The organism is Archangium gephyra, from assembly GCF_042230915.1.
In the GTDB taxonomy this organism is placed as follows: domain Bacteria; phylum Myxococcota; class Myxococcia; order Myxococcales; family Myxococcaceae; genus Archangium; species Archangium gephyra_B.
The window spans coordinates 3,513,694-3,539,565 of the sequence record NZ_CP102578.1; the positions used below are offsets into that span (position 1 = coordinate 3,513,694).

20 protein-coding genes are annotated in these 25,872 nt (G+C 69.3%); 10 read left to right on the forward strand and 10 right to left on the reverse strand.

All coding sequences use genetic code 11. The annotated features are described in order from the left end of the window. The first annotated feature begins 118 nt into the window (after positions 1-118). The 3 genes from recN (at position 119) to NR798_RS14150 (ending at position 3,890) form a co-directional block, all read left to right on the forward strand. A complete protein-coding gene (gene recN, locus NR798_RS14140) occupies positions 119-1,858 on the forward strand; it encodes a DNA repair protein RecN (protein ID WP_375773763.1) in 1,740 nt (579 codons plus the stop codon). Positions 1,859-1,951: 93 nt separating this feature from the next. Beyond that, positions 1,952-2,713 (forward strand): Stp1/IreP family PP2C-type Ser/Thr phosphatase, encoded by a 762-nt coding sequence (locus NR798_RS14145; protein WP_375771987.1) that lies wholly within the window; start codon positions 1,952-1,954, stop codon positions 2,711-2,713. Between the two features lie 259 nt (positions 2,714-2,972). Continuing rightward, positions 2,973-3,890, forward strand: coding sequence for a M23 family metallopeptidase (locus tag NR798_RS14150; RefSeq protein WP_375771988.1), 918 nt, complete (start codon positions 2,973-2,975; stop codon positions 3,888-3,890). A gap of 109 nt (positions 3,891-3,999) precedes the next feature. Here NR798_RS14150 and NR798_RS14155 read toward each other — a convergent pair whose 3' ends face one another. Beyond that, complete coding sequence (locus NR798_RS14155) at positions 4,000-4,689, reverse strand: diguanylate cyclase domain-containing protein (protein ID WP_375771989.1); 690 nt, start codon at positions 4,687-4,689, stop codon at positions 4,000-4,002. A gap of 27 nt (positions 4,690-4,716) precedes the next feature. Further along, positions 4,717-5,628 carry a 23S rRNA (cytidine(2498)-2'-O)-methyltransferase RlmM gene (gene rlmM / locus NR798_RS14160; protein WP_375771990.1) on the reverse strand — a complete coding sequence of 304 codons (912 nt, stop codon included), beginning with the start codon at positions 5,626-5,628 and terminating at the stop codon, positions 4,717-4,719. A 425-nt stretch (positions 5,629-6,053) separates the two neighbouring features. Here rlmM and secA point away from each other — a divergent pair, with 425 nt between their 5' ends. From secA to NR798_RS14190, 6 genes are all read left to right on the forward strand, one after another. Next, complete coding sequence (gene secA, locus NR798_RS14165; RefSeq protein WP_375771991.1) at positions 6,054-8,897, forward strand: preprotein translocase subunit SecA; 2,844 nt, start codon at positions 6,054-6,056, stop codon at positions 8,895-8,897. Positions 8,898-9,157: 260 nt separating this feature from the next. Beyond that, positions 9,158-10,132, forward strand: a complete 975-nt coding sequence (gene rpsB / locus NR798_RS14170) for a 30S ribosomal protein S2 (protein WP_375771992.1) — start codon at positions 9,158-9,160, stop codon at positions 10,130-10,132. A 139-nt stretch (positions 10,133-10,271) separates the two neighbouring features. Beyond that, complete coding sequence (gene tsf / locus NR798_RS14175; RefSeq protein ID WP_375771993.1) at positions 10,272-10,925, forward strand: translation elongation factor Ts; 654 nt, start codon at positions 10,272-10,274, stop codon at positions 10,923-10,925. 164 nt (positions 10,926-11,089) lie between these two features. Next, positions 11,090-11,842 (forward strand): UMP kinase, encoded by a 753-nt coding sequence (pyrH, locus tag NR798_RS14180; RefSeq protein ID WP_375771994.1) that lies wholly within the window; start codon positions 11,090-11,092, stop codon positions 11,840-11,842. Between the two features lie 36 nt (positions 11,843-11,878). Further along, positions 11,879-12,433, forward strand: coding sequence for a ribosome recycling factor (gene frr / locus NR798_RS14185; protein ID WP_375771995.1), 555 nt, complete (start codon positions 11,879-11,881; stop codon positions 12,431-12,433). A 1-nt stretch (position 12,434) separates the two neighbouring features. Further along, the gene (locus tag NR798_RS14190) at positions 12,435-13,373 is read left to right on the forward strand and encodes a diguanylate cyclase (RefSeq protein ID WP_375771996.1); all 939 of its coding nucleotides are present in this window, start codon (positions 12,435-12,437) and stop codon (positions 13,371-13,373) included. A 61-nt stretch (positions 13,374-13,434) separates the two neighbouring features. Here NR798_RS14190 and cyaY read toward each other — a convergent pair whose 3' ends face one another. Together cyaY and NR798_RS14200 are read right to left on the reverse strand one after the other, a co-directional pair. Next, the gene (gene cyaY / locus NR798_RS14195; protein WP_375771997.1) at positions 13,435-13,767 is read right to left on the reverse strand and encodes an iron donor protein CyaY; all 333 of its coding nucleotides are present in this window, start codon (positions 13,765-13,767) and stop codon (positions 13,435-13,437) included. Then, a complete protein-coding gene (locus NR798_RS14200; RefSeq protein WP_375771998.1) occupies positions 13,768-14,277 on the reverse strand; it encodes a histidine phosphatase family protein in 510 nt (169 codons plus the stop codon). 221 nt (positions 14,278-14,498) lie between these two features. Between NR798_RS14200 and NR798_RS14205 the strand changes: the two genes are divergently transcribed. Continuing rightward, on the forward strand, positions 14,499-15,194 hold the full coding sequence (locus tag NR798_RS14205) for a hypothetical protein (protein ID WP_375771999.1): 696 nt from the start codon (positions 14,499-14,501) through the stop codon (positions 15,192-15,194). A 100-nt stretch (positions 15,195-15,294) separates the two neighbouring features. Here NR798_RS14205 and NR798_RS14210 read toward each other — a convergent pair whose 3' ends face one another. The 6 genes from NR798_RS14210 to NR798_RS14235 form a co-directional block, all read right to left on the reverse strand. After that, the gene (locus NR798_RS14210; protein WP_375772000.1) at positions 15,295-19,083 is read right to left on the reverse strand and encodes an FAD-dependent oxidoreductase; all 3,789 of its coding nucleotides are present in this window, start codon (positions 19,081-19,083) and stop codon (positions 15,295-15,297) included. Positions 19,084-19,278: 195 nt separating this feature from the next. Further along, the gene (locus tag NR798_RS14215) at positions 19,279-20,838 is read right to left on the reverse strand and encodes a hypothetical protein (RefSeq protein ID WP_375772001.1); all 1,560 of its coding nucleotides are present in this window, start codon (positions 20,836-20,838) and stop codon (positions 19,279-19,281) included. Continuing rightward, positions 20,835-22,286, reverse strand: a complete 1,452-nt coding sequence (locus NR798_RS14220; RefSeq protein ID WP_375772002.1) for a hypothetical protein — start codon at positions 22,284-22,286, stop codon at positions 20,835-20,837. Before NR798_RS14220 ends, NR798_RS14215 begins: the two co-directional genes overlap by 4 nt. Continuing rightward, positions 22,283-23,053, reverse strand: coding sequence for a glycosyltransferase family 2 protein (locus NR798_RS14225; protein WP_375772003.1), 771 nt, complete (start codon positions 23,051-23,053; stop codon positions 22,283-22,285). Before NR798_RS14225 ends, NR798_RS14220 begins: the two co-directional genes overlap by 4 nt. An 81-nt stretch (positions 23,054-23,134) precedes the next feature. After that, positions 23,135-23,614, reverse strand: coding sequence for a hypothetical protein (locus NR798_RS14230; protein ID WP_375772004.1), 480 nt, complete (start codon positions 23,612-23,614; stop codon positions 23,135-23,137). After that, on the reverse strand, positions 23,611-25,857 hold the full coding sequence (locus NR798_RS14235; protein ID WP_375772005.1) for a glycosyltransferase family 4 protein: 2,247 nt from the start codon (positions 25,855-25,857) through the stop codon (positions 23,611-23,613). Before NR798_RS14235 ends, NR798_RS14230 begins: the two co-directional genes overlap by 4 nt. Between the last annotated feature and the right edge of the window lie 15 nt (positions 25,858-25,872).

Below are 25,872 nucleotides of genomic sequence, written 5' to 3' on the forward strand. Positions count from 1 at the left end.
TCACATCACCCTCCGTGCATGCAAGCTGGCGCACGAGCCACGGGACGGAACGCTTGTGCAGTGTCAGAGCCCACTGCTAGGTTGTTCAGGTACGGTCCGAATGGCGAAGGAGGGCACCGTGCTGCTGGGCTTGCGCATTTCGAATGTGGCGGTGATTGAGGAGGTGGAGGTGACGTTCGGGGCCGGCCTGACCGTGCTCACGGGCGAAACCGGAGCGGGCAAGTCCATCCTGGTGGACGCCCTCGGGCTGCTGCTGGGCGGGCGGGCGGATGCAGACGCCATCCGCTCGGGCTGCGACGAGGCCTCGGTGGAGGGCGTCTTCGAGCGCACGCCGGTGCTGGCCACCCGGATGGAGGAGCTGGGAGTGCCGGACCTCGGGGACGAGGTGCTGGTGCGCCGGGTGGTGGGCCGCAATGGCCGGGCCAAGGCCTACATCAATGGTTCCCTGGTGACGGTGGGCGTGCTGGCGCGCTTCATGCGCGGCACGGTGGACATCGCCGGCCAGCACGAGCACGTGAGCCTCTTCGACGCCGGGCTGCACCGGGTGCTGCTGGACCGGTACGGGCGGCTCGAGGAGCAGCTCGCCGCCTATGGGCGCGACTACGCGGCCGTGGCGGAGGTGGTGTCGCGCATGGAGGCGCTGGGCGGGGACGAGTCCCGGCTGCGCGAGCGCGCCGAGTTCCTGCGCTTCCAACTGGATGAGATCTCCCGGCTGGAGCCGGAGTCCGGCGAGGACGTGCGGCTGGATGCCGAGCGGCGTCGGCTGGCCAGCTCGGAGAAGCTCAAGCGGCAGGGCGCCGAGGCGGAGCAGCTGCTCTCCGGCGAGGAGTCGAGCGCCGTGGAGACGGTGGGCCGCGCGCTGGGGCTGGTGACCGAGGCGGCGAAGTGCGACGCCACGCTCGCCCCGGTGGCGGAGGCGCTGGGGTCGGCCCTCGCGGAGCTGGAGGAGGCGCAGCGCCGGCTCGGCCGGTACGTGGAGGGACTGGAGTCCGACCCGGCCCGGCTGGGTGAGGTGGAGGATCGCCTGGACGCCCTCAAGCGGCTGTGCCGCAAGCACGCCACCACCCTGGACGGCGTGCTGCAGAAGCGCGACACGCTGGAGACGGAGCTGTCCACCCTGGACAACCGTCAGGAGGTGCTGGAGCAGCTCGCCCGCGAGCGCAAGGCCGCGGAGGAGCGGGCGCGCCGCAGTGGCGAGGCGCTGTCCCGGGCGCGCACCGCGTGCGCCGTGTCCTTCGGCGCCCAGGTGCGCGAGGGGTTGGGCATGCTCGCGCTGGGCAAGGCCGCCTTCGAGGTGCGGGTGACGCCCGGCACCCAGCTCAAGTCCGAGGGCCTGGACGACGTGGAGTTCTTCTTCAGCGCCAACCCGGGCGAGCCCGCCCGCCAGCTGGCCAAGGTGGCCTCCGGCGGCGAGGCCTCGCGCCTCCTGTTGGCCCTCAAGCGTGCACTGGCGGACAGTGATGGGTGCGGCTGCTACATCCTGGACGAGGCGGACTCGGGGGTGAGCGGCGCCATCGCGGACGTGGTGGGGCGGATGATTCGGGACGTCAGCGGCCACCGTCAGGTGCTGACCATCACCCACCTGCCACAGGTGGCGGCCTACGCGGACGCCCACCTGCTCATCCGCAAGGGGCTCAAGGGCGAGCGCACCGTCTCGGAGGTTGTCCCTCTGGAGGCGGGGGCCGAGCGCACCCAGGAGCTGGCTCGGATGATGTCCGGCGTCGAGGTGACGCGCGAGGCGCTGGGGGCGGCCGAGGCCCTGGTCCGTTCGGCCAACCGAGCGTCCGGACCCCCCCGGGCCCGGCGGGAGCAGGCCCCGGATGGTGGCTCCCGGGGCAGGCTGCGCCGCAGTGCGTAGCCACGTACGTGCAACGCCTCCTTGCTCCAATAAGGTCCCTCACATAGCATCCAGCCCGTGTCCAGAACCGCAGGGCAGACCGCGGCTCCCCGCATGAAGGTCGTCTCGGCCGGCCTCACGGATGTGGGGCGTAAGCGCAACCACAATGAAGACAGCTTCCTGATCGACGACGAGCTACAGCTCTATGTCGTCGCGGATGGCATGGGCGGCCATGCTGGGGGCGGTACCGCCTCCCGCATCGCCGTCGAGACCATCGACAAGGAGCTCAGACGGGCCCGTGAAGGTCGGGACAACCCGTTTGTCACCACGTCCAACCTGCAGGACGCGCTCCTGCCGGATGCCTTGCGTACGGCGGTGGAGAGGGCCTGTCTGGCCATCTTCACCACCGCGCAGGAGGATCCGCGCCTGTCGGGAATGGGCACCACCGTCATCTCGCTCGTCGTGCGCGACAACCAGGCGTTCTTCGCGCACGTGGGCGACAGCCGCGCCTACCTCGTCCGGGGTCCCCTCATCCAGCAGATCTCCGAGGACCACTCGCTGGTCAACGAGCAGATCAAGGCCGGGATGATCACCCCCGAAGAGGCCAAGCACTCCCGCTACAAGAACATCATCACGCGCTCGGTGGGCTTCGAGGAAGAAGTCCAGGTGGACGTGATGGGGGTAGTGGCGGAGCCAGGAGACGTCTTCCTGCTGTGCTCGGACGGCCTCGCCAACATGGTCGAGGACCGGGAGCTGCACGAAGCCGTGCAGGCCTCGGCCACCCTCGCCGACGTTCCCAAGCGGCTCATCGACCTGGCGAACGAGCGGGGCGGCGACGACAACATCACCGTCATCGTCGTTCAGGTTTCGGCCTGAACATCAGGCGCTCCGAGTGGGCGCCTGGAATTGTTCCACGCGACTGGACGTGGGACGTCGGGTGTCGTGTGTCCTTACTTGACACCCTGAGAGGTCGGGTGGTAGCTGCCCAAACGATTCCCGTGCTCTGAGAGGCACGCTGGATGACGGATGGGCGGGTGTCGGGGCGTGGGGGAGATGAAGCGCACTCGGGCAGGACCTAGATTCTGGCCCCGGGTTCGCACGCCGAAGCGCTGAGGCGCACTAGAGGGAGCTGGCATTGGCGAAAAAGTCCTACACCCTGATCGTGGTCCCGGACCACGAATCTCCGGTCAAGCGCTACCGCGTGCAGAAGTCGCTGTTCCTCCAGGTGGGGGGCGGGCTTCTGCTGCTGGCGGGATTGGCCCTGGGGGCCACCCTCCACTACTTCCAGGTGGCCCGGGACGCGGCGGAGAACCGGATTCTTCGTGAGGAGAACCTGACGCTGCGCGGCCAGTTGAAGTCGGTGCGCGAGCGCATCGAGCACATCGGCTCCACGCTGGACCGGGTGGAGCGGTTCGACCAGAAGCTGCGGGCCATCACGCTGTTGTCGGATCCGCAACGCAACCTGGCCATGGGTCCGGTGGAGCAGGAGCCGGGGGTGGGTTCTCCGGCTGCGGAGACGGCGTTCACCGAGCTGGCGAGCATGGAGTCTCCCAAGGCGCTGACGGGGAAGCTGGACCGGCTGAGCGCCGAGGCCACCCGGCAGGAGCAGAGCCTCCACGAGCTGCAGGCCTACTTCCAGGACCAGAAGTCGCTGCTGGCCTCCACGCCGTCGCTGTGGCCGACGCGCGGCTGGGTGACGAGCGACTTCGGTTCGCGGTTGGATCCGTATACGGCGGACCGGGTGATGCACGCGGGCATGGACATCGCGGCGCCGCACGGCAAGGACGTCTTCGCGCCGTCGGATGGCACGGTGGTGTTCGCGGGGCTGGAGGGCGGTTACGGCAACGTGATCGTCATCGACCACGGCTACGGCATCAAGACGCGCTACGGCCACCTGGCGAAGATCCTGGTGAAGGCGGGAGACCGGGTGAAGCGGGGCGGGCTCATCGCGGCGGTGGGCAACACGGGCCGCTCCACGGGTCCGCACCTGCACTACGAAGTGCGCGTCAACGGCATCCCGCAGAACCCGCGCAAGTTCATCCTCGAGGAGTAATCCACCCCTCTCTCGCCGGGAGAGGGACGGGGTGAGGGTATCTCGCCTCCCAGGTTGAATCCCGCGAGCACAGGGGTGAGGGTCCTCGGACCCTCGCCCCTTTCGCGTTTCAGGGCTCCGTACGGCCGGGAACGAAGCCGCCGAGCTGCAGGCGCCGCCGCTGGAGACCTCCCGCGTTGCCCATGCGCTCCAGGGTATAGGCGCGCTCGAGCTCACCCCACACGAGGGGCCCGAGCACCTGCCAGTGGGTGGGCTGCTCGATGGTGAGCTCCAGCAGGGCGAGCGTGAAATCCGGAGCCTCGGCGCCCGCGGGGAGCGAGGCGCGAGCGTCCGCGGCGAGCCGGGAGCGGGTGGGCTCGCGCAGGGCCTCGGTGACGGTGAGGCCCGAGGTGGGCACCAGCAGCACGGCGAAGTTGTCGCCCTGCAGCCGCACCACCTTGGCCCCGGGGAACTGGGCGCGCAGGGACTCCACCACGGCGCGCAGCATGGCGTCGCCCGCCGGGAAGCCGTGGCGCGCGTTGACGTGAATCATCCCCTTCACGTCGGCGATGAGCGCGCCCAGCGTCCAGCCCTCGTGGTGCGCGTGGGTGGAGAGGTCGAACTCCTCCTTGAGGAGCGTGCCCTGCGTGAGGGCGAGCGGATTGAGGGCGCCCGTGGCGTCCGGTACGCCGCGGCGGGCGTGCTCCTCGTCGAGCAGGCGCTGGAGCGCGACCTTCACGGGCTCGGGCGAGCGCTGCACGAGCCGGGGGTAGAGGGTCACCAGCGCGGTGGCCATGGCGTCGTCGATGGCGTAGGGCATGGCCGCTCTTTAACCGCGAGGGGGGCGCTAGGTCACCTTGTGGGCGGTGACCGTCACCTCGTCGCGGTCGTGGTAGAGCTGGCGCATCGTCAGCCCCTGCCAGCCGCCCTCCTGGGTGAGGATGTGACGCACCCGCACGAGGATGGGGTTCTTGTCCTTCATGGGCAGCTTGATGTTGGCCACCAGGTGCGAGGCCCAGCCGCGCCGGCCCCACTTGGCCAGGAGTTGCGCCACCTCGATGGGCCGCCAGGCCATGTCGCAGAAGAGCCAGTCGGCCGGCTCCTCGGGGGCATAGGCGAAGGCGCTCTCCTGGATGTGCTCCACGCGGGGCTGCCGGGCCAGCTCCGGCATCAGCTTGGCCGGGTCCACGGCAATCACCCGGGCGCCCCGGGCCACCAGCCGCTGCGTCCACCCGCCGGGCGCCGCGCCGAGGTCCACGCACACCTCACCCCGGCCCGGCTCGAAGGGGAGGTTGACCAGGGCCTCCTCCAGCTTCATCGCCGCGCGGGAAGGGGAGTCGGCCGAGCGCCGCATCCGCTGACGTCCGCCCGGCGAGAGCGACAGGGCCTCGCGCGCGGGCACCGAGCCCACCAGCACCACCCCGGGCGCCACGCACAGCTCGACGAGCGTCGCCCCGGCCTCGCGGGCGCGCCACGTCTCCTCCAGGAGCCGCTCCGGAGGCAGCCGCGCCCGCACCGCTTCCAGCAGGGCATCCGCCTCGTCGGCCATCCGGTTGCCGGCCGGGCTGTCCGGGGTGAAGGCCTGCAACACGAGCGAGCCGTGGGGCACCGCCTCGAGCACCCGGGTGGCGATGGAACCGGCCAGCTGCTCGGGGGACTGCTCGGAGGGCAGGGAGGCCTGCACGCGGATGCCGGTGCGGGCGAAGACGGGGGGCTCGGACGGGCGCTTCTCGCTCTCCACGAGCACCTCGCCGAGCATCCGGGGGGAAGCTCCCGCCCATGCCAGCTCTTCGAACAGGTGGGGCTCGAAACCGGCGCGGCAGGTCCATAGCCACCGCCCGGGTTGTGAGGGGAGGGTAACTGCCGGTATCGGCGGGGACTTCACCCGGGGTGGAACCGAGGGAAGTGGCATGGGCGCCGGCTTCGCCCCCCGAGCGGGGGGCGGGCCCTTCTGAGGGCGGGAAGCAGGGCGCTTCGCGGGACGATGGGTCTCTTTTCGACGGGAGGGCATTGCGTGGCCTCGGTTCCGCTTTACTCTGTCCTGCCGCTCGCGCGGCGGCCAATCAGGTGGAATGACGCGGGAGAAACGCATGGTTTCCTTCCTGCATCCCACCTACAATCCAGGGATTTCCCTTCACTCGCCGCGTCCCTTCGAGGATTCTCCGGCGAGAGAGTCAGAATCGCATGATCGAATGGACGCTGAAGAAGATCATCGGGACGAAGAATGAGCGCGAGCTCAAGAAAACGTACCCGAAGGTAGCCCGCATCAACGAGCTGGAGAGCAAGATGCGGGCGCTCAAGGATGAGGATTTCCCCGCTGCCACGGCACGGATGAAGCAGGAGGTGCAGAACGGCCGCCCGCTGGACGAGCTGCTGTTCGACGCCTTCGCCATCACGCGTGAGGCCGCCCGCCGGGTGATCGGCCAGCGGCACTACGACGTGCAGATGATCGGTGGCATGTTCCTGCACCAGGGGTGCATCGCGGAGATGCGCACCGGTGAGGGCAAGACGCTCACCGCCACGCTGCCCTCGTACCTCAACGCCCTGTCCGGCCGCGGCGTGCACGTGGTGACGGTGAACGACTACCTCGCCCGGCGCGACGCCGAGTGGATGGGCCGCGTGCACCGCTTCCTGGGCATGACCACCGGCTGCATCCTCCACGAGCTGAACGACCGTCAGCGCCAGGAGTCCTACCGGGCGGACATCACCTACGGGCAGAACAACGAGTTCGGCTTCGACTACCTGCGCGACAACATGAAGTTCCGCCTGCAGGACTACGTCCAGCGCGAGCTGAACTTCGCCATCGTCGACGAGGTGGACTCCATCCTCATCGACGAGGCCCGCACCCCGCTCATCATCTCCGGTCCCACCGACGACACCACCGACAAGTACTACAACGTCGACAAGGTGATCCCGGGCCTCGTGCCGGACCAGGACTACATCCTGGACGAGAAGCACAAGTCGGTGTCCCTCACCGACGCGGGCATCGAGAAGCTCCAGCAGCGGCTGAAGATCGGGAACCTCTACGATCCGGGCGAGATCGAGACGCTCCACCACGTGGAGCAGGCCCTGCGCGCCCACACGCTCTACAAGCGTGACCGCGACTACGTGGTGCGTGACGGCGAGGTCATGATCGTCGACGAGTTCACCGGCCGCCTCATGGCGGGCCGCCGCTGGTCGGACGGCCTGCACCAGGCTGTCGAGGCCAAGGAAGGCGTGAACATCGAGAACGAGAACCAGACGCTGGCGACCATCTCGTTCCAGAACTACTTCCGCATGTACTCCAAGCTCTCGGGCATGACCGGCACCGCCGACACCGAGGCCGAGGAGTTCGCGAAGATCTACAACCTCGAAGTCCGCGTGGTGCCCACCAACCGGGCGATGGTCCGCAAGGATCAGGACGACGTCGTCTACAAGACGGAGCGCGAGAAGTTCGAGGCGGTGGCCAAGGACATCGTGGAGCTGCACAAGAAGGGGCAGCCGGTGCTGGTGGGCACCGTGTCCATCGCCAAGAGCGAGGTGGTGGCCAACTTCCTCAAGACTCAGGGCATCCCCCACAACGTGCTCAACGCCAAGCAGCACGAGCGCGAGGCGGAGATCGTCGCGCAGGCGGGCCGCAAGGGCGCGGTCACCATCGCCACCAACATGGCCGGCCGCGGTACGGACATCCTCCTGGGCGGCAACCCCGAGGTGATGGCCAAGGCCGAGGTGGGCGCCGAGCCCCAGCCTCCCGCCGCGACGCCGGGGCCGGAGGGCCAGACGGTGGACCTGACCGGCTACCAGCAGGCGCTCGCCGAGTACAAGCAGCGCTTCGAGGCGGTGCTGGCGAAGTACAAGGAGCAGACGCAGAAGGAGCGCGAGGAAGTGGTGGCCGCCGGCGGCCTCTACATCATCGGCACCGAGCGTCACGAGTCGCGCCGCATCGACAACCAGCTGCGTGGCCGCGCCGGCCGCCAGGGTGACCCGGGTGGCAGCCGCTTCTACCTGTCGCTCGAGGACGACCTGATGCGCATCTTCGGCTCCGAGCGCATCTCGGGGCTGATGGAGCGCCTGGGCATGGAGGAGGGCGAGGTCATCGAGCACGTGTGGCTCAGCCGCGCCATCGAGAGCGCCCAGCGGCGCGTCGAAGGGCACAACTTCGACATCCGCAAGAACCTGCTCGAGTACGACGACGTGATGAACCAGCAGCGGCGCACCATCTACAAGCTGCGCCGCAAGGTGCTGGCCGCCGGTGCCGGCATCCCGCTGGTCGAGTACGAGGAGGACAAGAAGACCAAGGCGAAGATCCGCTCCGAGCAGACCGTGTCCTGGGCGGACTACCGGGAGCTGCTCCTCGACGCCGTCGAGGATGTCATCGTCTCGCTCACCGACACCTACTGCCCGTCCCGGAACCCCGCTTCGTGGGACCTGGAGGCGCTGGCCCGCGGGGTGAAGGAGTCGCTCAACCTGGAGCTGTCCTTCGCCAACGTGAGCACGCGCGAGGAGCTGCAGGAGGACATCTACAAGGCGGCGGAGAAGGTCATCCAGGCGCGCGAGCAGGAGTTCGGCGAGGAGTTCCTGCGCTTCCTCCAGGTGCGCTACCTGGTCACCATCGACACGCTGTGGAAGGACCACCTGCTGGCGATGGACCACCTGCGCCAGGGCATCGGCCTGCGCGGCTACGGCCAGAAGGACCCGAAGCAGGAGTACAAGAAGGAGGGCTACAACGGCTTCATGCAGATGCTGGGGGCCATCAGCACCCAGTTCGCCATGCAGATGATGCGCGTGCAGGCCAAGGGCGCTTCCGCCGCCGCCGAGGAGACGGCGCGGCTGGCCCGGCAGATGGCCCAGCGCCAGCGTCAGATGCACGAGGGCCGTGCGAACGCCGAGGGCAAGCTGGACGAGGCCCAGGCCGCCGCCGCCCGTCTGGCCGGCCCCGCCCGCCAAGCCGCTCCGGCCGGCCCCAAGCTGGGCCGCAATGACCCCTGCCACTGCGGCAGCGGAAAGAAGTACAAGAAGTGCCACGGGGCGTCCGAGGCCAGCGTCTAGGCCCTCTCGCCCCTCCTGGTAGAGGCCGGGCCCCAGCTCCCCTGGGTGCCCGGCTCCCGTCCACCAGTCCCCACCCCGCGTCGCGAAGCTTGCACCCGCGGCACGGGTTTTGTTAGAGAAGCCCGCCCGCCGCCAGCCCTGGCTGGTGGTGGGCTCGTTGTTTCAGTCAACCCACTACGCACACGTTCTTGCCGGCCCTCGGTGCTCCTGTTCGGGAGCAAACGGCCGGACTCTTTACGGAACGTGGAGGAAGAACCGAGATGGAAACGCAAGACAATACGACTCAGCAGCAGGCCATGGCGGCCGCCAGCGGCATCACGATGCGGCAGCTCCTGGAGGCCGGTGTTCACTTCGGCCACCAGACGAAGCGCTGGAACCCGAAGATGAAGCCCTACATCTTCGGCGCCCGCAACGGCATCTACATCATCGACCTGCAGAAGACGGTCAACATGGCCCGCGCGGCCTTCCGCTTCGTGGCCGACATCACCGGCCGCGGCGGCGCGGTGCTCTTCGTGGGCACCAAGAAGCAGGCCCAGGACGTCATCCAGGAGGAGGCGCGCCGCGCCGGTCAGTTCTTCGTCACCAGCCGCTGGCTGGGTGGCACGCTGACCAACTTCAAGACGATCAAGCAGGGCATCGACCGTCTGAAGACCCTGGAGAAGATGGCCGAGGACGGCACCTTCGAGCGCCTCCCGAAGAAGGAAGTGGCTTCCCTCGAGCGTGAGCGCGAGAAGCTGGAGAAGAACCTGGGCGGCGTGAAGGAGATGTCCAAGCTGCCCAAGTGCATCTTCGTGATCGATCCGAAGAAGGAGCACATCGCGGTGCACGAGGCCAACCGCCTCGGCATCCCGGTCATCGGCGTGGTGGACACCAACTGCGACCCGGACGGCATCGACTTCGTCATCCCGGGCAACGACGACGCCATCCGCTCCATCAAGCTCTTCACCTCGAAGATCGCCGAGTCCTGCATCGAGGGCGGCGCCCGTTACCGCGCGAGCGGGGCGGCGGACCGTGACGAGGACGAGCAGCAGGAGCGTGGTGACCGCCGTGACCGCGACGACCGTGGCGATCGCCGCGGGCCGCGCCGCAATGACCGCGGTGGTGACCGCCGCGGTGGCGACCGTGGCGGCGAGCGCCGCGGGCCCCTCGTGGAGATGAAGGGCGCCGCCGCTCCGGCCGCCGCGGGCGAGGCCACCGAGGGTGGCGAGGGTGGCGGGGAGCCTGCCGCCGAGTAGTGCCGCCGCGCTCCTTCGCGGGGCGCGTGGAGTCCAGCCGGGCGGCGCTTGGTCGCCGTCCGGCTTTTCCTTTTGAACCCCCGCAGTACCTTCAAACCTCAATCCCCCCCACGCACGGGGTGGGTCCCTGGAGACGAACATGGCCGAGGTCAGCGCCACGATGGTGAAGGAGCTCCGCGAGAAGACCGGCGCGGGCATGATGGATTGCAAGAAGGCCCTCGCCGAGTCCGGTGGCGACTTCGCCAAGGCCGAGGAGTGGCTGCGCAAGAAGGGCATCTCCCGCGCCGAGGGCAAGGCCAGCCGCGTGGCCGCCGAGGGCATGATCGGCACCTACATCCACGGTGGCCGCATCGGCGTCATCGTGGAGGTCAACTGCGAGACGGACTTCGTGGCCCGCAACACGGACTTCCAGGACCTGGTGAAGGACGTGGCCATGCAGATCGCCGCGGCCAACCCCAAGTACGTGCGCCGTGAGGAGGTCCCCACCGAGCTGCTGGAGAAGGAGAAGGACATCCAGCGCGCGCTGCTCAAGCAGCAGAACAAGCCCGAGGCCATGTGGGACAAGATCCTCGTGGGCAAGGTGGAGAAGTACTACGAGGGCGTGTGCCTCGTGGACCAGCTCTGGGTGAAGGACGACAAGAAGAAGGTCGGCGAGATGATCACCGAGCGCTCGGCGAAGATCGGCGAGAAGGTCTCCGTGCGCCGCTTCGTGCGTTACGAGGTGGGTGAGGGCATCGAGAAGAAGAAGGAAGACCTGGCCGCCGAGGTGGCCAAGACGCTGGGCCAGGCCTAGCCGTCCGCCTCCCGCCGTCCCGAGGGCCGCGCGTTCCGGTATTCCCCGGGGCGTCGCGGCCCTTGCCGTTCGGGGGAGCCGGGTGGCGGGGGAGGGGCCACTGGCGGACGGCCCCGGCACTCCGGCGTTGATCGCCGCCGGGGCGAGGGATAGAAGCGGAACCAATGTCCGCTCCAGCTACGGCCCGTCGTTACAAGCGCATCCTCCTCAAGCTGTCGGGTGAAGCCCTGATGGGTGAGGGGAAGTACGGAATCCATCCTCCCACGCTGTCGCGCATCGCCTCGGAGTTGAAGGAGGTGGCGGAGGCGGGCGTGGAGCTGGCCGTGGTCATCGGCGGAGGCAACATCTTCCGCGGCGTGGCGGGCTCCACCGAGGGCATGGACCGCGCGAGCGCCGACTACATGGGCATGCTCGCCACCTGCATCAACTCCATGGCGATGCAGGACGCGCTGGAGAAGCAGGGCTGCCACACCCGGGTGCTCTCGGCCATCAAGATGGAGCAGATCGCCGAGCCCTACATCCGCCGGCGCGCGGTGCGCCACCTGGAGAAGGGCCGCATCGTCATCTTCGCGGCGGGCACCGGCAACCCGTACTTCACCACGGACACCGCCGCCAGCTTGCGCGCCATGGAGATCAACGCCGAGGTCATCCTCAAGGCGACCAAGGTGGATGGCATCTACGACGCGGATCCGAAGAAGGACCCCAACGCGCGGCGCTACCGGACGCTGACGTACATGGACGTCCTCAAGCAGAACCTGAACGTGATGGACTCCACGGCCATCTCGCTCTGCATGGACAACAAGCTGCCGATCATCGTCTTCGACCTGACCCAGCGCGGTAACATCCACAAGGCCATCCTGGGCGACGCGGGCGAGATTGGAACCGTGGTGGGCGTGGGCGAGACGGCCTGGGCCTGAGAGAAGCACGGACGCACTTCATAAGGAGACCTGCACATGGCAGACGCCGTGACCGAACTGAAGGGCCGTATCGACAAGACGCTCGAGGATCTCCGCCGCGACCTGACGAAGGTGCGCACGGGCCGGGCCAGCCCCAACCTGCTGGACGGCATCCGGGTGGACTACTACGGCACGCCCACCCCGCTGAGCGGCGTGGCCAACATCACCTCGCCCGAGCCCCGGCTCATCATCATCAAGCCGTGGGAGAAGAGCGTCCTCAAGGACATCGAGAAGGCCATCCGCGAGGCCAACCTCGGCATCAACCCGATGAATGACGGCGAGGTCATCCGCCTGCCCTTCCCGCCCCTCACCGAGGAGCGGCGCAAGGAGATCGCCAAGCAGGTGAAGACCAAGGGCGAGGAGCACAAGGTCGCCATCCGCAACATCCGCCGCGACGCCAACGAGGCCCTCAAGGCGCAGCTCAAGGACAAGAAGATCACCGAGGACGACTCCAAGCGCCTGACGGACAAGGTGCAGAAGGAGACGGACGACGGCGTGAAGAAGGTCGACGAGATCATCTCCAAGAAGGAGAAGGAAGTGATGGAGGTCTGAGATGGCCTTCGTTCTCGTCGCCGAGCCGGCCGCCGCGGTGGCCGGGGCGCTGCGCAAGTTCCTGGAGAACGCCAACCACGAGGTGACGGTGGCGGGCGATGTCCGGGAGGCGCTGGAGAGGGTGCGGGAGCTGGCACCCGCGTTGGTGCTGGCTTCTGTCACCGAGAGCTTCGACGGCGAGACGCTCTGCCGGCAGGTGAAGGAGGAGGCGCCGGGCATTCCGGTGCTCCTGCTGTACCTGCCGGAGGAGGAGCAGCCGGAGGCGCGTGCGTCCGCCGCGGGGGCGGAGGCGTGCCTGGTGGGTCCGCTCAAGCGGGCCACCGTGGTGTCCTGCGTCAGCCTGATGATGCAGCTGGCGCAGGCGCGGGAGACGGTGTCGGTGGTGCGCACCGAGATGCAGCTGATGCAGCATCAGGGGCCCCGCCGTGAGCCGAGCTCCTCAGGAGCGGACCTGGAGTTCCTCAAGCGGCTGCTCTTCATGGAGGTGAAGCGCAGCCGTCGTTACCGCTACCCCATCTCCTACCTGTTGCTGGAGCCGGACCGCTACGCGGAGCGCATCGCGACGCTGCCGGCGAGCCAGCGCACGTCCGCGCTGGCGGAGGTGCTCCGGCGGCTCTCCGAGGGGCTGCGGGACATCGACGTGGCGGTGCCGTTCGCCGAGGGGCGCTTCATCGTCTTCCTGCCGTACACGCCCCATGAGGGCGCGATGGTGGTGGCGGAGCGGCTGCGGCAGCGGGTGAAGGAAGTGGAGTCGGTGCAGGGGCTGACGGCGTCGATGGGCCTGGCGGTTTTCGAGCCGTCGGCGCAGAAGGGCCAGGCGCAGGTGAGCTTCGGCAGCCTCATGAAGGAGGCCGGAGACGCGCTGCGGCGGGCTCAGGCGGCGGGTGGAGACCGCGTCGAAGGGGGCCGTCAGACGCCCGCGGAACCCATCACCGAGTAGGTCTCAACCCCTCCCTCTCCCTTTGGGAGAGGGTCGGGGTGAGGGTCTACGGTCCCGCCACTCACCCCGGGTACGCCAGCTCCTGGCCGGAGATGTCGCGCACCACGTCGGCGACGAAGCGGAACAGCTCGAGCCCCTTGCCCTTGTCGTCCAGCCAGGAGCCGCTGGCGGCGTCATAGGAGAAGTGGATGCCCTGCGAGCGGCCGGCGACCCAGATCTGCCGCACGGCGCGCTGGGTGTTGATGATGCACTTCTCGCGCGCGGGGGTGGTCAGGGTGACCATGTCCCCGGTGCTCTCGGCCTCGAGCTCATCCGGATCGAGCGCATCCGCGGCGGTCATGATGCGCTTGAACGCCGTGGCGACGAGCTGGTTGTAGCTGGCTTCGTCCATCATCTACTGGATGACGTCGAGCACCGGCTGGCCGGGAGCGGCGAAGAAGATCAGCTTGGCCGGAGCGGGCGTGGCGCCGGGCTCGGTGGAGTCCGGGCGCTCGATGGCGATGATGGTGCCGGGGTTGACCTGCTTGGGGAAGGACTGCATGCCCAGCAGGTGGGTGGCCAGCGCGCCCATGGACGGCTGGTGGCCCACGAGCACGATGTTCTCACCGGTGTGCTCGTCGAGGACGGGCGCCACGGCTCCCACCGGCATGTCCGGCAACAGGCAGCGGTGGGCGCGCAGGGTGCCCTCGTGCTTGAGGACGGTGGAGAGCAGCTGCGCCGTCTGCACGGTGCGCACCAGGGGGCTCGTGAGAATGAGCGACACCGTACCGATGCGCTCCGCCAGCGAAGCGAAATGCGCGACCGTGCTGGCTCGGGCCTTGGCAGTGAGCGCGCGCGCCTCGTCACCGAGTCCCTCGGGGGCCTCCGCGTCCGCCTCGCCGTGCCTTACCAGGAAGATCCTCAAGGTGCCTCCACCGCTCTGAACGGACCGCGGTTCGTACACGACCGCGCCCGGGTTGGTCAAAGGTAATACGGCGATTGTTGGCTGGTGACGGCCCCTCCAGCGGGGGGCAGGCAACCAGGGCCATTCCGCCCGGAGCGGATGCAATCCCGTCCGTGGCCGACTGTGTGCGGACATATACTCCGCCCCTCGTGTGACCGGGGAGGACCCCTGGAGGAGTGTGGATGCGCAAGCTGCTGTGGGTGCTGTTCGCCGCGGGAGTGCTGTCCGGCTGCAAGAAGGACGAGGCCCCCGCGCCTGCCCGGGAGGCCACCGGGATGGCGGCCACCAAGGGCGCTCCGGAGGCCCCGGCCGAGGCCGCCGAGGCAATCGATGACAGCAAGCCCTACGCGCTGACCCAGGCGAAGCTGGATGCCTACGTCGGCTACCAGCGCCAGGTGCTGGACGCCTACGCCGCCATGGCCCGCGAGCTCCAGGCCGCCAAGGTCCGCCTCACCGCCGGCACGCTGGACGCGCAGGGCAGGCCCGTGGGCATGAGCGAGTCCATGAAGGCCATCGAGAGCAAGGCCGAGTCCGAGGCCAAGGCCCGCCGCGAGGCCGGCCTCTCCGAGGAGGACGTCAACCGCATCGGCTCCCTCGTCATGGACGTCATCACCCAGCGCCACATGGCCGCCATGCTGGACCTCGCCGGCGAGCTCAAGAAGCTCGAGGAGATGCAGGCCCGCCTCAAGCCCGAGCAGCAGAAGGAGCTCGCGCCCCAGATCGAGGTCATGCGCCAGCGCGTGGAGGAGACCGACAAGCTCGTCTCCGTCCGGAAGATTCACGGCGATGCCAACGTGGACCTCGTCCTCACCCGCGAGCAAGACCTGATGCGCAACTACCAGGACATGCTCAGGTCCTTCGGCGGGAAGGCGCAGTAGGCCCCTTTCACGGGCTCAACCCGGGGCCCGGCTACCCTCACCCTGTCCCTCTCCCGGAGGGAGAGGGGTGGTTGGGGCGAGGGGTTTACAGATGGGGTGATCAGACCCGGCGCAGGCCCGGCACCTTCTTGAGCAGCTGCGCCAGGTACAGGTCCGCCACCTTCTCCAACACCGTGTTGCCCCGCAGGCGCTGGTTCAGGTTCACGAAGTCCACCTGGTCCAGCCGCTGATCCTGGTTGAAGCAGGAGAACACCCACGTCTCCTTGCCCGTTCGCGGATCCACGTGCCTCTGGAGGCACTGCGCGCAGATCTCCTTCATCATGCACTGCATCGGCGAGTTGATGGAGCCGATCGCCTCGTGCTCGGGGTTCAGGTACGGCTGCAGCACCCCGTGCCGCGCCTCCTGCACCGCCCTCATCATCCGGTCCGAGCCGATCGCGATGATCCGCTGCACGTCCTTGAAGGACGCCACCGGCTCCACGCCCAGCTCACCCTTGGCGTAGGCCAGCATCGCCTGCACCACGTTGCCCCGGAATGACGTGTCCTGCGGCCGCCGCGCCTCGATGAGATCCCCGGCGTCCACCGACCACACCACCTGGTCCGTGGCCGCCTCGATCTCCTCGCGCTTGAAGACGTCCGCGCGCTGACGGAAGCCGGCGAAGTAGGCCACCTTGCACCCGGCCGCCTTGAGCGAACGCGCGATGGAGAAGAGCACCGCGTTGCCCAGGCCTCCGCCCACCAGCAACACCGTCTCGTTGTGGCCGATCTCCGTCGGCGCACCCGTGGGGCCCATCACCACCACCGGCTCGCCCGGCTTGAGCGCCGCGCACAGCCGGGACGAGGAGCCCATCTCCAACACGATGGTGCCCATCAGCCCCTTCTCCTTGTCCACCCATGCGCCCGTGAGGGCCAGGCCCTCCATCGTCAGGCGCACCCCGTCCACCACCGGCGCGCTGCGCTCGAAGTTCTGCAGCCGGTAGAACTGGCCCGGCTCGAAGTGCTTCGCCGCGAACGGCGCCTTCACCACCACCTCCACGATGGTCGGCGTCAGCCGGTTCACCGTCACCACCGTCGCCAGGAAGGCCTCGTCCAGTGCCCCGAAGTGCGCCGCGAGCTTCTCGTCACGCCGCGCCTGCGCCAGCTCGTCGTGGAAGTCCATGGCCTCCACTTCCTTCGCGTACAGACGCGCCACCTCGGGGTAGCCGTCCTTCGCGCTCGCCATGGCCTTCACCACGTTGCCCGCGTACGTCGGGTGGTTGTCGCCGAAGTACGAGATGAGGTGCCCGTCCTTCCGGTACGAGGTGAAGAAGCCCACCTTCGCCGCGATGTCCTCCACCGGCTCCACCGGCGCCAGCCCGAAGCCGTCCGCCTGCTCCGCCAGCTCGTAGCTCTTGAAGTACTCGCCGTTCTCGTCCAGCTCGAACGTGCCCGGGTACTCCTTCTCGTACGTCACGTTGGGCGCCGTGCCCGCCGCCACGCACACCGTGCGCGCCGGCAGCTCGAAGAACTCGCCGCTGCCGCGCAGCTTGCCGTCCTTCGTCACCATGCGCTCGAAGCGGATGCCCTTCACCGCGCCCTTCTCGTCCGGCAGCGCCTCCACCGGGCTCATGCGCTCGATGAAGCGGATGCCTTCCTCCAGCGCCTTCGCCACTTCCTCGTGGTTGAGGCGGTAGGCCGGCGACTCCGTGAGGCCCCGGCGGTACACCAGGCTCACGCCACCCCAGCTGCGCACCAGCCGGATGAAGTCCGGTGCCCGGCCCTCGTCCTGCGCCGTCTGCCGCTCGGCGCGCACCGCCCGGCCGTGCTCCAGGAAGGTCTGGTACGTCACCTTCTCCTCGGCATCCAGGCGCGCCAGCACCGCCTCCTCGCCCAGCTCGGCCACCAGCTTCTCGTGGCGCTCGAGCGTCTTCTCCACCTGCACCGGGTAGTAGGCCAGCAGCTCCGTGGCCGTATCGATGCCCGTCAGACCGCCGCCGATGACGATGGCCGGCAGCTGCACCTGGAGGTTGGCCAGCGAGTCGCGCTTGAAGGCGCCCGTGAGCTGCAGCGACATGAGGAAGTCGCTCGCCTTGCGGATGCCCCGGATGAGGTTGTTCTTCATCCCGATGATGGTGGGCTTGCCCGCCCCCGCCGCGATGGCGATGTGGTCGAAGCCCATCTGCCACGCGTCCTCGATGGTCAGCGTGCCACCGAAGCGGATGCCGCCGTAGATGCGCAGGTTCTGCCGCCGCTCCAGCGTCAGGTGCATCAGCGTGAGGAAGTTCTTATCCCAGCGCACGGTGATTCCGTACTCGGACACGCCGCCGAAGCCCTCGAGGATCCGCTCGTCCAGCTCGCGCGTGAGCGCCTTCCAGTCACGGATGGGCCTCATCGCCTTGCCGTTGCGGCCCACCAGCTCGTCCTCGAAGGGCTCGATCTTCAGGCCGTCGATGCCCGTGACGCCGAAGCCCTCGTTGAGCAGGTAGTGCGAGAGCGTGTAGCCCGCGGGCCCCAGGCCCACCACCAGCACGTTGCGGCCCACGTACGGCAGCGCGTACGGACGGCGCACGTTCAGCGGGTTCCAGCGCGTGAGCAGGCCGTAGATTTCAAAGCCCCAGGGCAGGTTGAGCACGTCCGTGAGGGCGGCCGTCTCCACCATGGGGATGTTCACCGGCTCCTGCTTCTGGAAGATGCAGGCCTTCATGCAGTCGTTGCAGATGCGGTGGCCGGTGCCCGGGCACATCGGGTTGTCCACCATCACCACCGCCAGCGACGCCAGCGAGTTGCCCTCGCGCTTGAGCGCGTGCGCCTCGGAGATGCGCTCGTCCAGCGGGCAGCCGGTGAGCGGAATGCCCAGCGGGTTCTTCTTGAAGCTGTGGCCCTCGGCCACCGCGTCCTTCGCCTTGAAGCCCGTGGAGCACGAGTCCTTCTCGCGCTCGTGGCAGATGACGCAGTAGTCCACCTCGCCCATCACCTCGCGCGGCGTGCCCCGCGGGTCCGTCAGCTTGAAGCCGTCGCGGTAGCGCAGGTGGTGGTCCGAGCCCTGCGTCATTTCCGGCAGCTTCTCGTCCGGACGCTCCAGCTGCACCAGCTGGTCGAACACCAGGGGCTTGGGCACCCGGTGCGTGGCCCACTTGTGGAACAGCTCCTTCATCTCCGGGTGCAGCGCGCGGGCGTACGTCCAGCGGTCCGCCAGCGCCAGCAGGTTGCGCACCGACTGCAGCTCGGCCGCGTCGTCCCCGTGCGTCACCAGGCTGGAGCCAAAGGCCTCCTTGCCCTCGGCCTCGGACAGCAGCGCGGTGCGGATGCCCGTCCACTTCGCCCGCAGCGCCTCGCCCTGCTCGGGCGTCAGCGGCGGCAGGTTGCCGGAGGTGTTGGAGAAGAGCCGCTCCAGGTCCATCAGCGTGAGGATGGACTCGGCCAGCGCGCGCTCCACGTCGTCACTGGCGAGCGCCTCGGGGAAGGCGAGCGACAGCATCAGCCGCATCCGCGCGTCCAGCGAGGGGTACTCGGCGAGCGACGGCCGGTCCGCCGCGCCCTTCTTGAAGACCCGGCGGGAGATGAACTCGCGCTTGAAGTCGAAGAGCGGCAGCTCGCCCTTGAGGTGGCGCGCCAGCCGGTCCGTGTCCGTCTCCAGGCCGAACAGCCGGGTGATGAAGGCCGACACGTGCCGCGACACGCGGATGAGCAGATCGGACTCGGCCGGGCCGGTGAGGCTCTCGCCCCCGGACTTCCGGTAGGCCTCGAAGGCCTTGAAGAGCTCGGGCTCGTCGGCGGCGAGCTGCTCGTCGAAGCGCTCGGCCAGGCGCCGCAGGCCGCGGGGGCGGTACAGATCCTCGAAGCCGAAGCCGGGGATGCCGAGGGTCAGCGAGGGGCCGTCGTTGGAAGGGAGAGCGGTCAAGGGGCGCATGTCACTAGGAGTGTTAGAAGGCAACCAGGGAAAAACGGCCGCCCAGCGGGCCCTATTTCGCGGCCCGACGGCTGGAAATCAAGCAGACTCGATCAGTCGTTCTACTGGATCCGCTTCGACCGGCCTGTGATGCCCGGCCCTACGGGGTTTCCGCCTGCCTGCCCGGGCATCCGGCGTCCTTTTCCGGGGCAGGGATCAGTCGAGGACGAGCGCCGTATAGGGGCCAAACGTGAGCCGCTCGAAGCGGCGCCCCTCGTGGCGGAAGCGCGCTTCCCACGGCTCGGGCACGCGGAACGGGCTCCCCGGGATGTAGGAGAGGAAGATCAACGCCGTCTTCCGGGACGAGGCTAGCCGCTGCCGGTACGGGCCATACCGCTCCGTTCCATAGGACGGCGGCACGGGGATCCGCTCCTCCCACAGGAAGGTAAGCCGGTAGGCGACCCAGTAGTCTCCGGTGGCAGCCTCCACGCCTCGCTGCTGGAGCGCCGCGAGCAGCGCCCGCTCGTCCGCTCCGCTCCCGTAGGACGTCACGTGCGGAAGGCCGCCCTCCAGCCAGCCGCCATAGCCTCGCCACCCGGCCACCCCGAAGTGCGCCACCACGAGCAGGAGCAGGGCCATGGCGGGCCTCGTCCTGCCTTGGCGCACGAGCCTGTCGAGCACCGGGGCCGCCACCAGCGGAAAGCCGAGCAGCACGGGGACGAGGTAGCGCGCGCTCATCATGTCCACGGCCCGGTTGGTGAAGACGAAGCCGATGAGCGACACCCCCATCCAGCCCGCGCCGCACCACGCGAGCCGCCGGGCGGTCCTGTCCGCCACCGGGAGCAGGGCGATGAGGCCACCCACGAGCACGAGCAGCAGGAAGGCGCCCAGTCCCAGCACCACCAGCACGAAGCCGAGCCCCGAGGGCCGCAGCTCCGGCCGATCGAACCCGGTGGCCGAGGCGAACAGCTTGGCCCCAGTGACGTAGGGCAGGCACTGCTCCCAGAAGAGGGGCCAGACGCGCTTCATGTTGGAGGTGGAGATCTCGCTGAGCTGGGGCGGCTTCATGGCGGCGAGCAGGCGGGGAATGCTGCCCACCGCGTAGCCAGCCAGCACGGCGCCCAGGGCGAGCCACCGCGGCCGGGCCGCTCCCCACGTCCACCACAGCAGGTACAGCACCAGTCCCGGCAGGAGTTGGAGGGCGAAGAGGTCCGAGTAGTAGCCCAGCCCCACCGCCACGCCCGCGAGCCCGGCCAGCAGCACGTGCTTCCAGGGGCGGGTGGCTCGCGCGGCGCGCTCGGCGAGGTAGAGCGCCAGGAACACCAGCGTGAAGGACCAGATCCGGAAGGCGCTGTAGGTGAGGTAGTTGAGCGGCTCGGGGCACACCGCGACGCAGCCCGAGCCGAGCGCCGCCAGCGACAGGGGCAGCACGCGCCTCAGCACCCCGAAGAGGGCGAGCACCAGCACCACGTGCCCGAGCACCGACGACAGGGCCAGGGCCAGCGAGGGGCGCACGGGCAGCAGCGTCTCGACGAGCAACGCGGCCAGGGGCGCGGTGATGCCCTGGTAGTCCGTCCCCCACAGCATCAGGGAGAACTCCCCGCGCGCCAGGTGCCAGGCCTGCAGGCCGACGACGGTGATGTCCGAGTCGAGCGCCTCGGCGTTGAGGAACACCGGGAGGCGGAACAGCAGCGTGGCCGCCGCCAGCAGTGCTCCCGTCACGAGCACCTGCCGCGTGCCGGGCCCCGGGGTGCCTTCGGGGCCCGGTGCCATCACGGCGCGGTCCGCTGTTCCGGGAGCGGTTCCGGGAGAGGAGGAGTCCATGCCGCGACCGCCGAGCACAGGGTGGCGATGATGAAGTAGTAGTAGTTGCAGAACGCCTGTTTGCTGAAGGCGAAGAAGACCGTGAAGGTCATGGCCATCGCGGCGGCGAAGCCGGCGGGCGTCCGGGGCGCGCGCCAGAGCGAGAGCCCGAGGGCGGGCAGCACCATCGCGAAGCCGAGCCACGAGGGCGGCTGCTGGCCCGTGCGGGCGGCCCACCAGGCCAGGTAGCTGAGCGCGTCCATGCGGAAGGGCTGGCGCATCTGGAAGCCCATCAGGTCATTGTAGAGGGCCACCGGATCCAGCACGGCGAAGGGCAGCGTCACCACCGCCGCGACCACCGCCGCCTTCACGAGCGTGCGGATCGTCTCGCGCCACGGCTGGGGGCCCGGGTACAGCAGCACGACGAGTGGGGCGGCGAGCAGCATGTAGTGCTTCACGGCGAAGAGCAGACCCAGCGCCACCGGCAGCAGGCGGGGGGCCCGGCACGCGCTCCAGACGGTGGCCGCCACGAGCAGCGCCACGTACGCGTCCGTCCAGCCCTGCTCGAGCACGAAGAAGGTCCGCGGCGTGAAGAGGAAGACCACGGCGGCGACCTGGGCCCACTGGCCCGGGCGGCACGAGCCCATCAACAGCGCGGCCAGACCCATCGCCGCCAGGTTGGTGTAGCGGTAGTCCCCGAACAGCAGGTGCCCCACCCAGGACAACATCAGGCTGAAGGGCGGGTAGGGGAAGCCCACCTGGAGCCGCCCATTCACCACCAGCCCGGGCCCGTAGAACTGCTCGTGCCCGTAGATGTTCGGCATGGTGATGGCGAAGGGGTTGATGCCCTCGCCGAGCGCCCGGAAGGCCTCGACGTGGAACGTGTAGACGTCGATGAACGGGTTGGGCGAGTAGTGGATGATCCACGTGCCCAGCGCGACGTGCACGCCCACCAGCAGGGGCAGCCGCAGCCTCCCCAGCCAGGGCTTGCCACCCAGCCCCGCCCCGGCCAGTACCGCCGCCACCGCGATGCCCGTCAGGAAGGACGTGAAGCCATTGCGGCCCGGGCGCAGGTACACGGCGGGCGAGCTGGTGGCCAGGAAGATGAACTGGCCGATCAGCCCGATGCCCAGCAGCAGGATCGTCACCCGCTCGGCCCACTGGACGAGCCGCGCGTGCCGGGGATCCGGCAGCACCACGGCCAGCAGCGAGGCCACCAGCGTCACCGTCAGCAGGGCCATCGAGTCGGGATGGCGGGCGCCGTTGGCGAACTGGACCGCGTATCCCAGCAGCACGGCCGCCACCGACAGCAGCGGCGCGAGGTGGGCCCGCTCCCGCCCGGAGGCCAGGAGCGTGACGCCGGGGTGCGCCGGGGCCGAGGCCGCCGGCGTGGCTTCGAGGGGCTGGGTGCTGGACGTCACGTGAGATCCAGCTGCAACCTGCGCCCATTCTCGGCGAGGAAGCGGGGGTGCATGAGCCCCAGCTTCATCATCCGGTACTGGGCCGCGGCCTCCAGCACCCCGAAGCCGTAGCGCACGCTCTTCATGAAGCCGATGGAGGACGACTGCTCCTCGTAGCGCGTGGGGCAGCTCACCTCGCCGATGCGGAAGCCGAAGCGGATGGCCTGCACCAGCATCTGGTTGTCGAACACGAAGCCGTCATCGTTCTCCTCGAGCGGCAGGCTGAGCAGCACCTCGCGCGAGAAGGCCCGGTAGCCGGTGTGGTACTCGCTCAGCTTCTGGTCGACGAGGATGTTCTCCACCGCCGTCAGGAAGCGGTTGGCCACGAACTTGTAGAGCGGCATGCCGCCCGTGAGCGCCGTGTTGCCGAGGATGCGCGAGCCCAGCGCCACATCGTAGATGCCGCTGCTGATGACCGAGGCCATCGCGGGGATGAGCCTGGGGGTGTACTGATAGTCCGGGTGGACCATCACCACGATGTCCGCGCCGCGCCGGAGGGCCTCGGTGTAGCAGGTCTTCTGGTTGCCGCCGTAGCCCCGGTTCTTCGGGTGCACGACGGTGTGGATTCCCAGCGAGCGCGCGACCTCGGCCGTCCGGTCGCTGGAGCTGTCGTCGACGAGGATCACATCGTCCACGATGTCCTTGGGAATCTCCTCGTAGGTCTTCTTCACGGTGTGCTCGGCGTTGTAGCCGGGCATCACGACGCAGATCTTCTTGTTGTTGAGCATGGGTGCATCCCCCCCGGTACGCGGACGGGGTCCTCGGGGAGGGCCCTCTCTAGCACGCTTCCAGGGGGTGGGAAGGGGGGGCTACCGCTCGTCCGAGGCCTTCGAATGCTTCGCCGTGCGCCGCGGGCGCGCCGGAGCCTCGGCGGGTGGCGGCTGGGGCTGGGAGGCCGCCTGGGCGGCACGCAGGGTCTCCACCTCGGCGCGCAGGCGGATCACCTCGGCGGACAGCTGCGCGTACGAGTCGCGCACGTGGCCGTTGAAGACGCGCTGGCGGCCGAGCGCCTCGTTGATGAACACCTGGCACGTCTTGCGGAAGGCCCACTTGGCCACCAGCACCAGCTGGCCCGCGCCACCCCGGTGGGTGTGCAGCGGCAGCGCGCGCGTGGCGTCCGCGTTCTCCTCCAGCGCCTGGAGGTTGAAGGAGAGGGGATCCACCCGCGGCTCCACACCCTCCTCGGGCACGTCCGCCGGCTCGGAGGTGGGCAGGCCCCTCGTGCGCAGGCGATCCTCGATGCGCGCGAGCAGCTCGCGTGCGGGGATGTCCCGTCCCATCAGTTTCATCGGCTCTTCTCCCTGAGGATGCTTTCCATCTCTTCCCGGTAGGCGTCCACCACCCGGGGCCACGTGTACTTCGCGGCGTACGTCTTCGCGCGCCGGCTCATCACCGCGCGCTGCTCGCCCACCTCGCGCAGGCCCGTGATGAAGGACTCCAGGTCCGTGTACGTCCGGCCCGCGCGGCTGCGCTCCACCTGGCCCACCAGCACCTCCGAGTGCCCGTTGACCAGCACCGGCGTGCCCGAGGCGAAGGCCTCCAGCGTGAGCAGCGAGAGGCTCTCGAAGCGCGAGGGCACCGCCACCGCCAGCGCCCCGGCCAGCGCGTCGTACTTGTCCTGCTCGCTGATGCGGCCCACGTGGCGCACGCCCTCGCCACGCAGGTCCATGTGCGCCTCGCCCGCGAGCACCAGGTCCGGCGCGTCGTGGAAGCGCGCGCGCAGCTCCCGGTGGTGCGCGAGCAGCTCGGGGATGCCCTTGCCGGCCTCCAGCCGCCCCACGTAGAGCAGGTACGGGTTGCGCACGCCGTACTGCTCGCGGAAGCGCTGGGGGTCCACCTTCGCCGGCACGTCCACCCCCACGCCCACCACCCGCGCGGGCGCATGGTCCGGGTAGTACCGGCCGATGAGCTCCACCTCCTCGGGCGTGTTGCACATGAGGGCCCGCGGGCGCTCGAAGACGTCCGCGTACACGCCGAAGCGGATGGGCGGCTCATCGTGCGCCGTGGGGACGATCAGCGCGCGGTCCGCCACCATGGGCAGGCCCCACACGGTGGGCGCGTACAGGTAGGTGAAGAAGAGGAAGCCGTCGTAGTCCGCCCCGTGCGCGTCCAGGTGTTCCAGGAGGCCGGGGGCCAGCGGGCCCTGCTCGGCCACCCAGTGCTCCTCGCGCAGCCGCTCGTTGGGTTTGTCGAAGACCTGCTTGGACAGCGCGTTGAAGGGACGGATGTTCCGCACCCGCGTCACCGGGAAGCGCAGCACCTTCACGCCCTCCACGTGCGCGTCCTGCTCCTCGCCCGGCGGGAAGACGTTCTCCCAGGTGAGGTGGTTCTTCGCGCACGTGGTGAGCACCGTCAGGTCCCAGTGCGGCGCCAGTTGCTCCACCACCTGCTGCGCGTGGCGCTCGGCACCGCCCGTCACCTCGCCGTAGCGCTGCACCACCACGCCCACCCGGGGCTTCTTCCTCGTCGGCGGAGCGCGGCGCCGGGGGCGCTTGTGCTCGCCCAGGGCCTTCGCGAGCGCCTTCTGACTCGCCTCGGGGGAGAAGTCCTTCAGCCGCCGGGCCTGGCCCGCCAGCAGGCGCTCGCGCAGGGCCGCGTCCTCGCACATGTCCACCACCAGCTCGGCGAGGAAGGCGAAGCGCTTCTGGTCGAAGGCGATGCCCGCGCCCCCGAGTGTCTCGGGCACGGCCGCCGCCGCGTAGGCCAGCACCGGCACCTCGGCGGCCATGGCCTCGATGAGCGGGACGCCGAAGCCCTCGTGCTCGCTCATGGAGACGAAGACGTCGGCCGTGCGGTACGCGGCCACCAGCTCCGCGTGGTTGAGCCTCCCGAGGAAGTGCACCCCGGACAGCTCGCGCGCCCTGTGCTGGAGCGACTTGAAGTAGCGGCTGCCCGGCTCGTAGCCGCCCACCACCAGCAGGCGCGCCTCGGGCCGCAGCCGGAGCAGCTCCGCGTGCAGCGCCAGCAGGTCCTCGAAGCGCTTGTGCGGCGCCACCCGGCTCACCGAGAGCACCACCGGGCCCGTCCCGGCCAGCCGCCCCAGCAGCGCCTTGTCCGCGTTGGACTCGGAGAAGCGCTGGGGCTCGACGAAGAGCGGGACGGTGTGGACGTTGCGGTAGCCGGCCTCGCGCAGCTCGGCGCAGTTGTAGTCCGACACGCCGATGGCCACGTCCACGAACGGGGCCATGGCTGCCAGCTGCGCCCGCCCCGTGAGGAGCGCCTCGGCCAGCGGAGTGCCCGTGTAGTAGCGCGCGGGGCTGATGTTGTGGAAGACGATGCCCCGGCGGCAGGGCAGGTGCAGCAGCCGGCTGCTCAGCGGCGAGGCGATGCCGTGGTGGTAGAGGACGAGATCGTCCGGGCCGGGGCGCAGCGCCGAGACGGGGTGCGCCAGGGACTCCAGGCCCGCTCCGACCTCGCCCGCGTAGAGCTCGCCGGAGTGGCCCAGCCGGCGCAGCAGGAACTGCAGGTGCAGCGCCGCCTGTCCGGTGGCGTCGCCCGCCACGAAGCTCGGAATCAGCTGATGGACCGCCATAGGGGCACCCTGCCT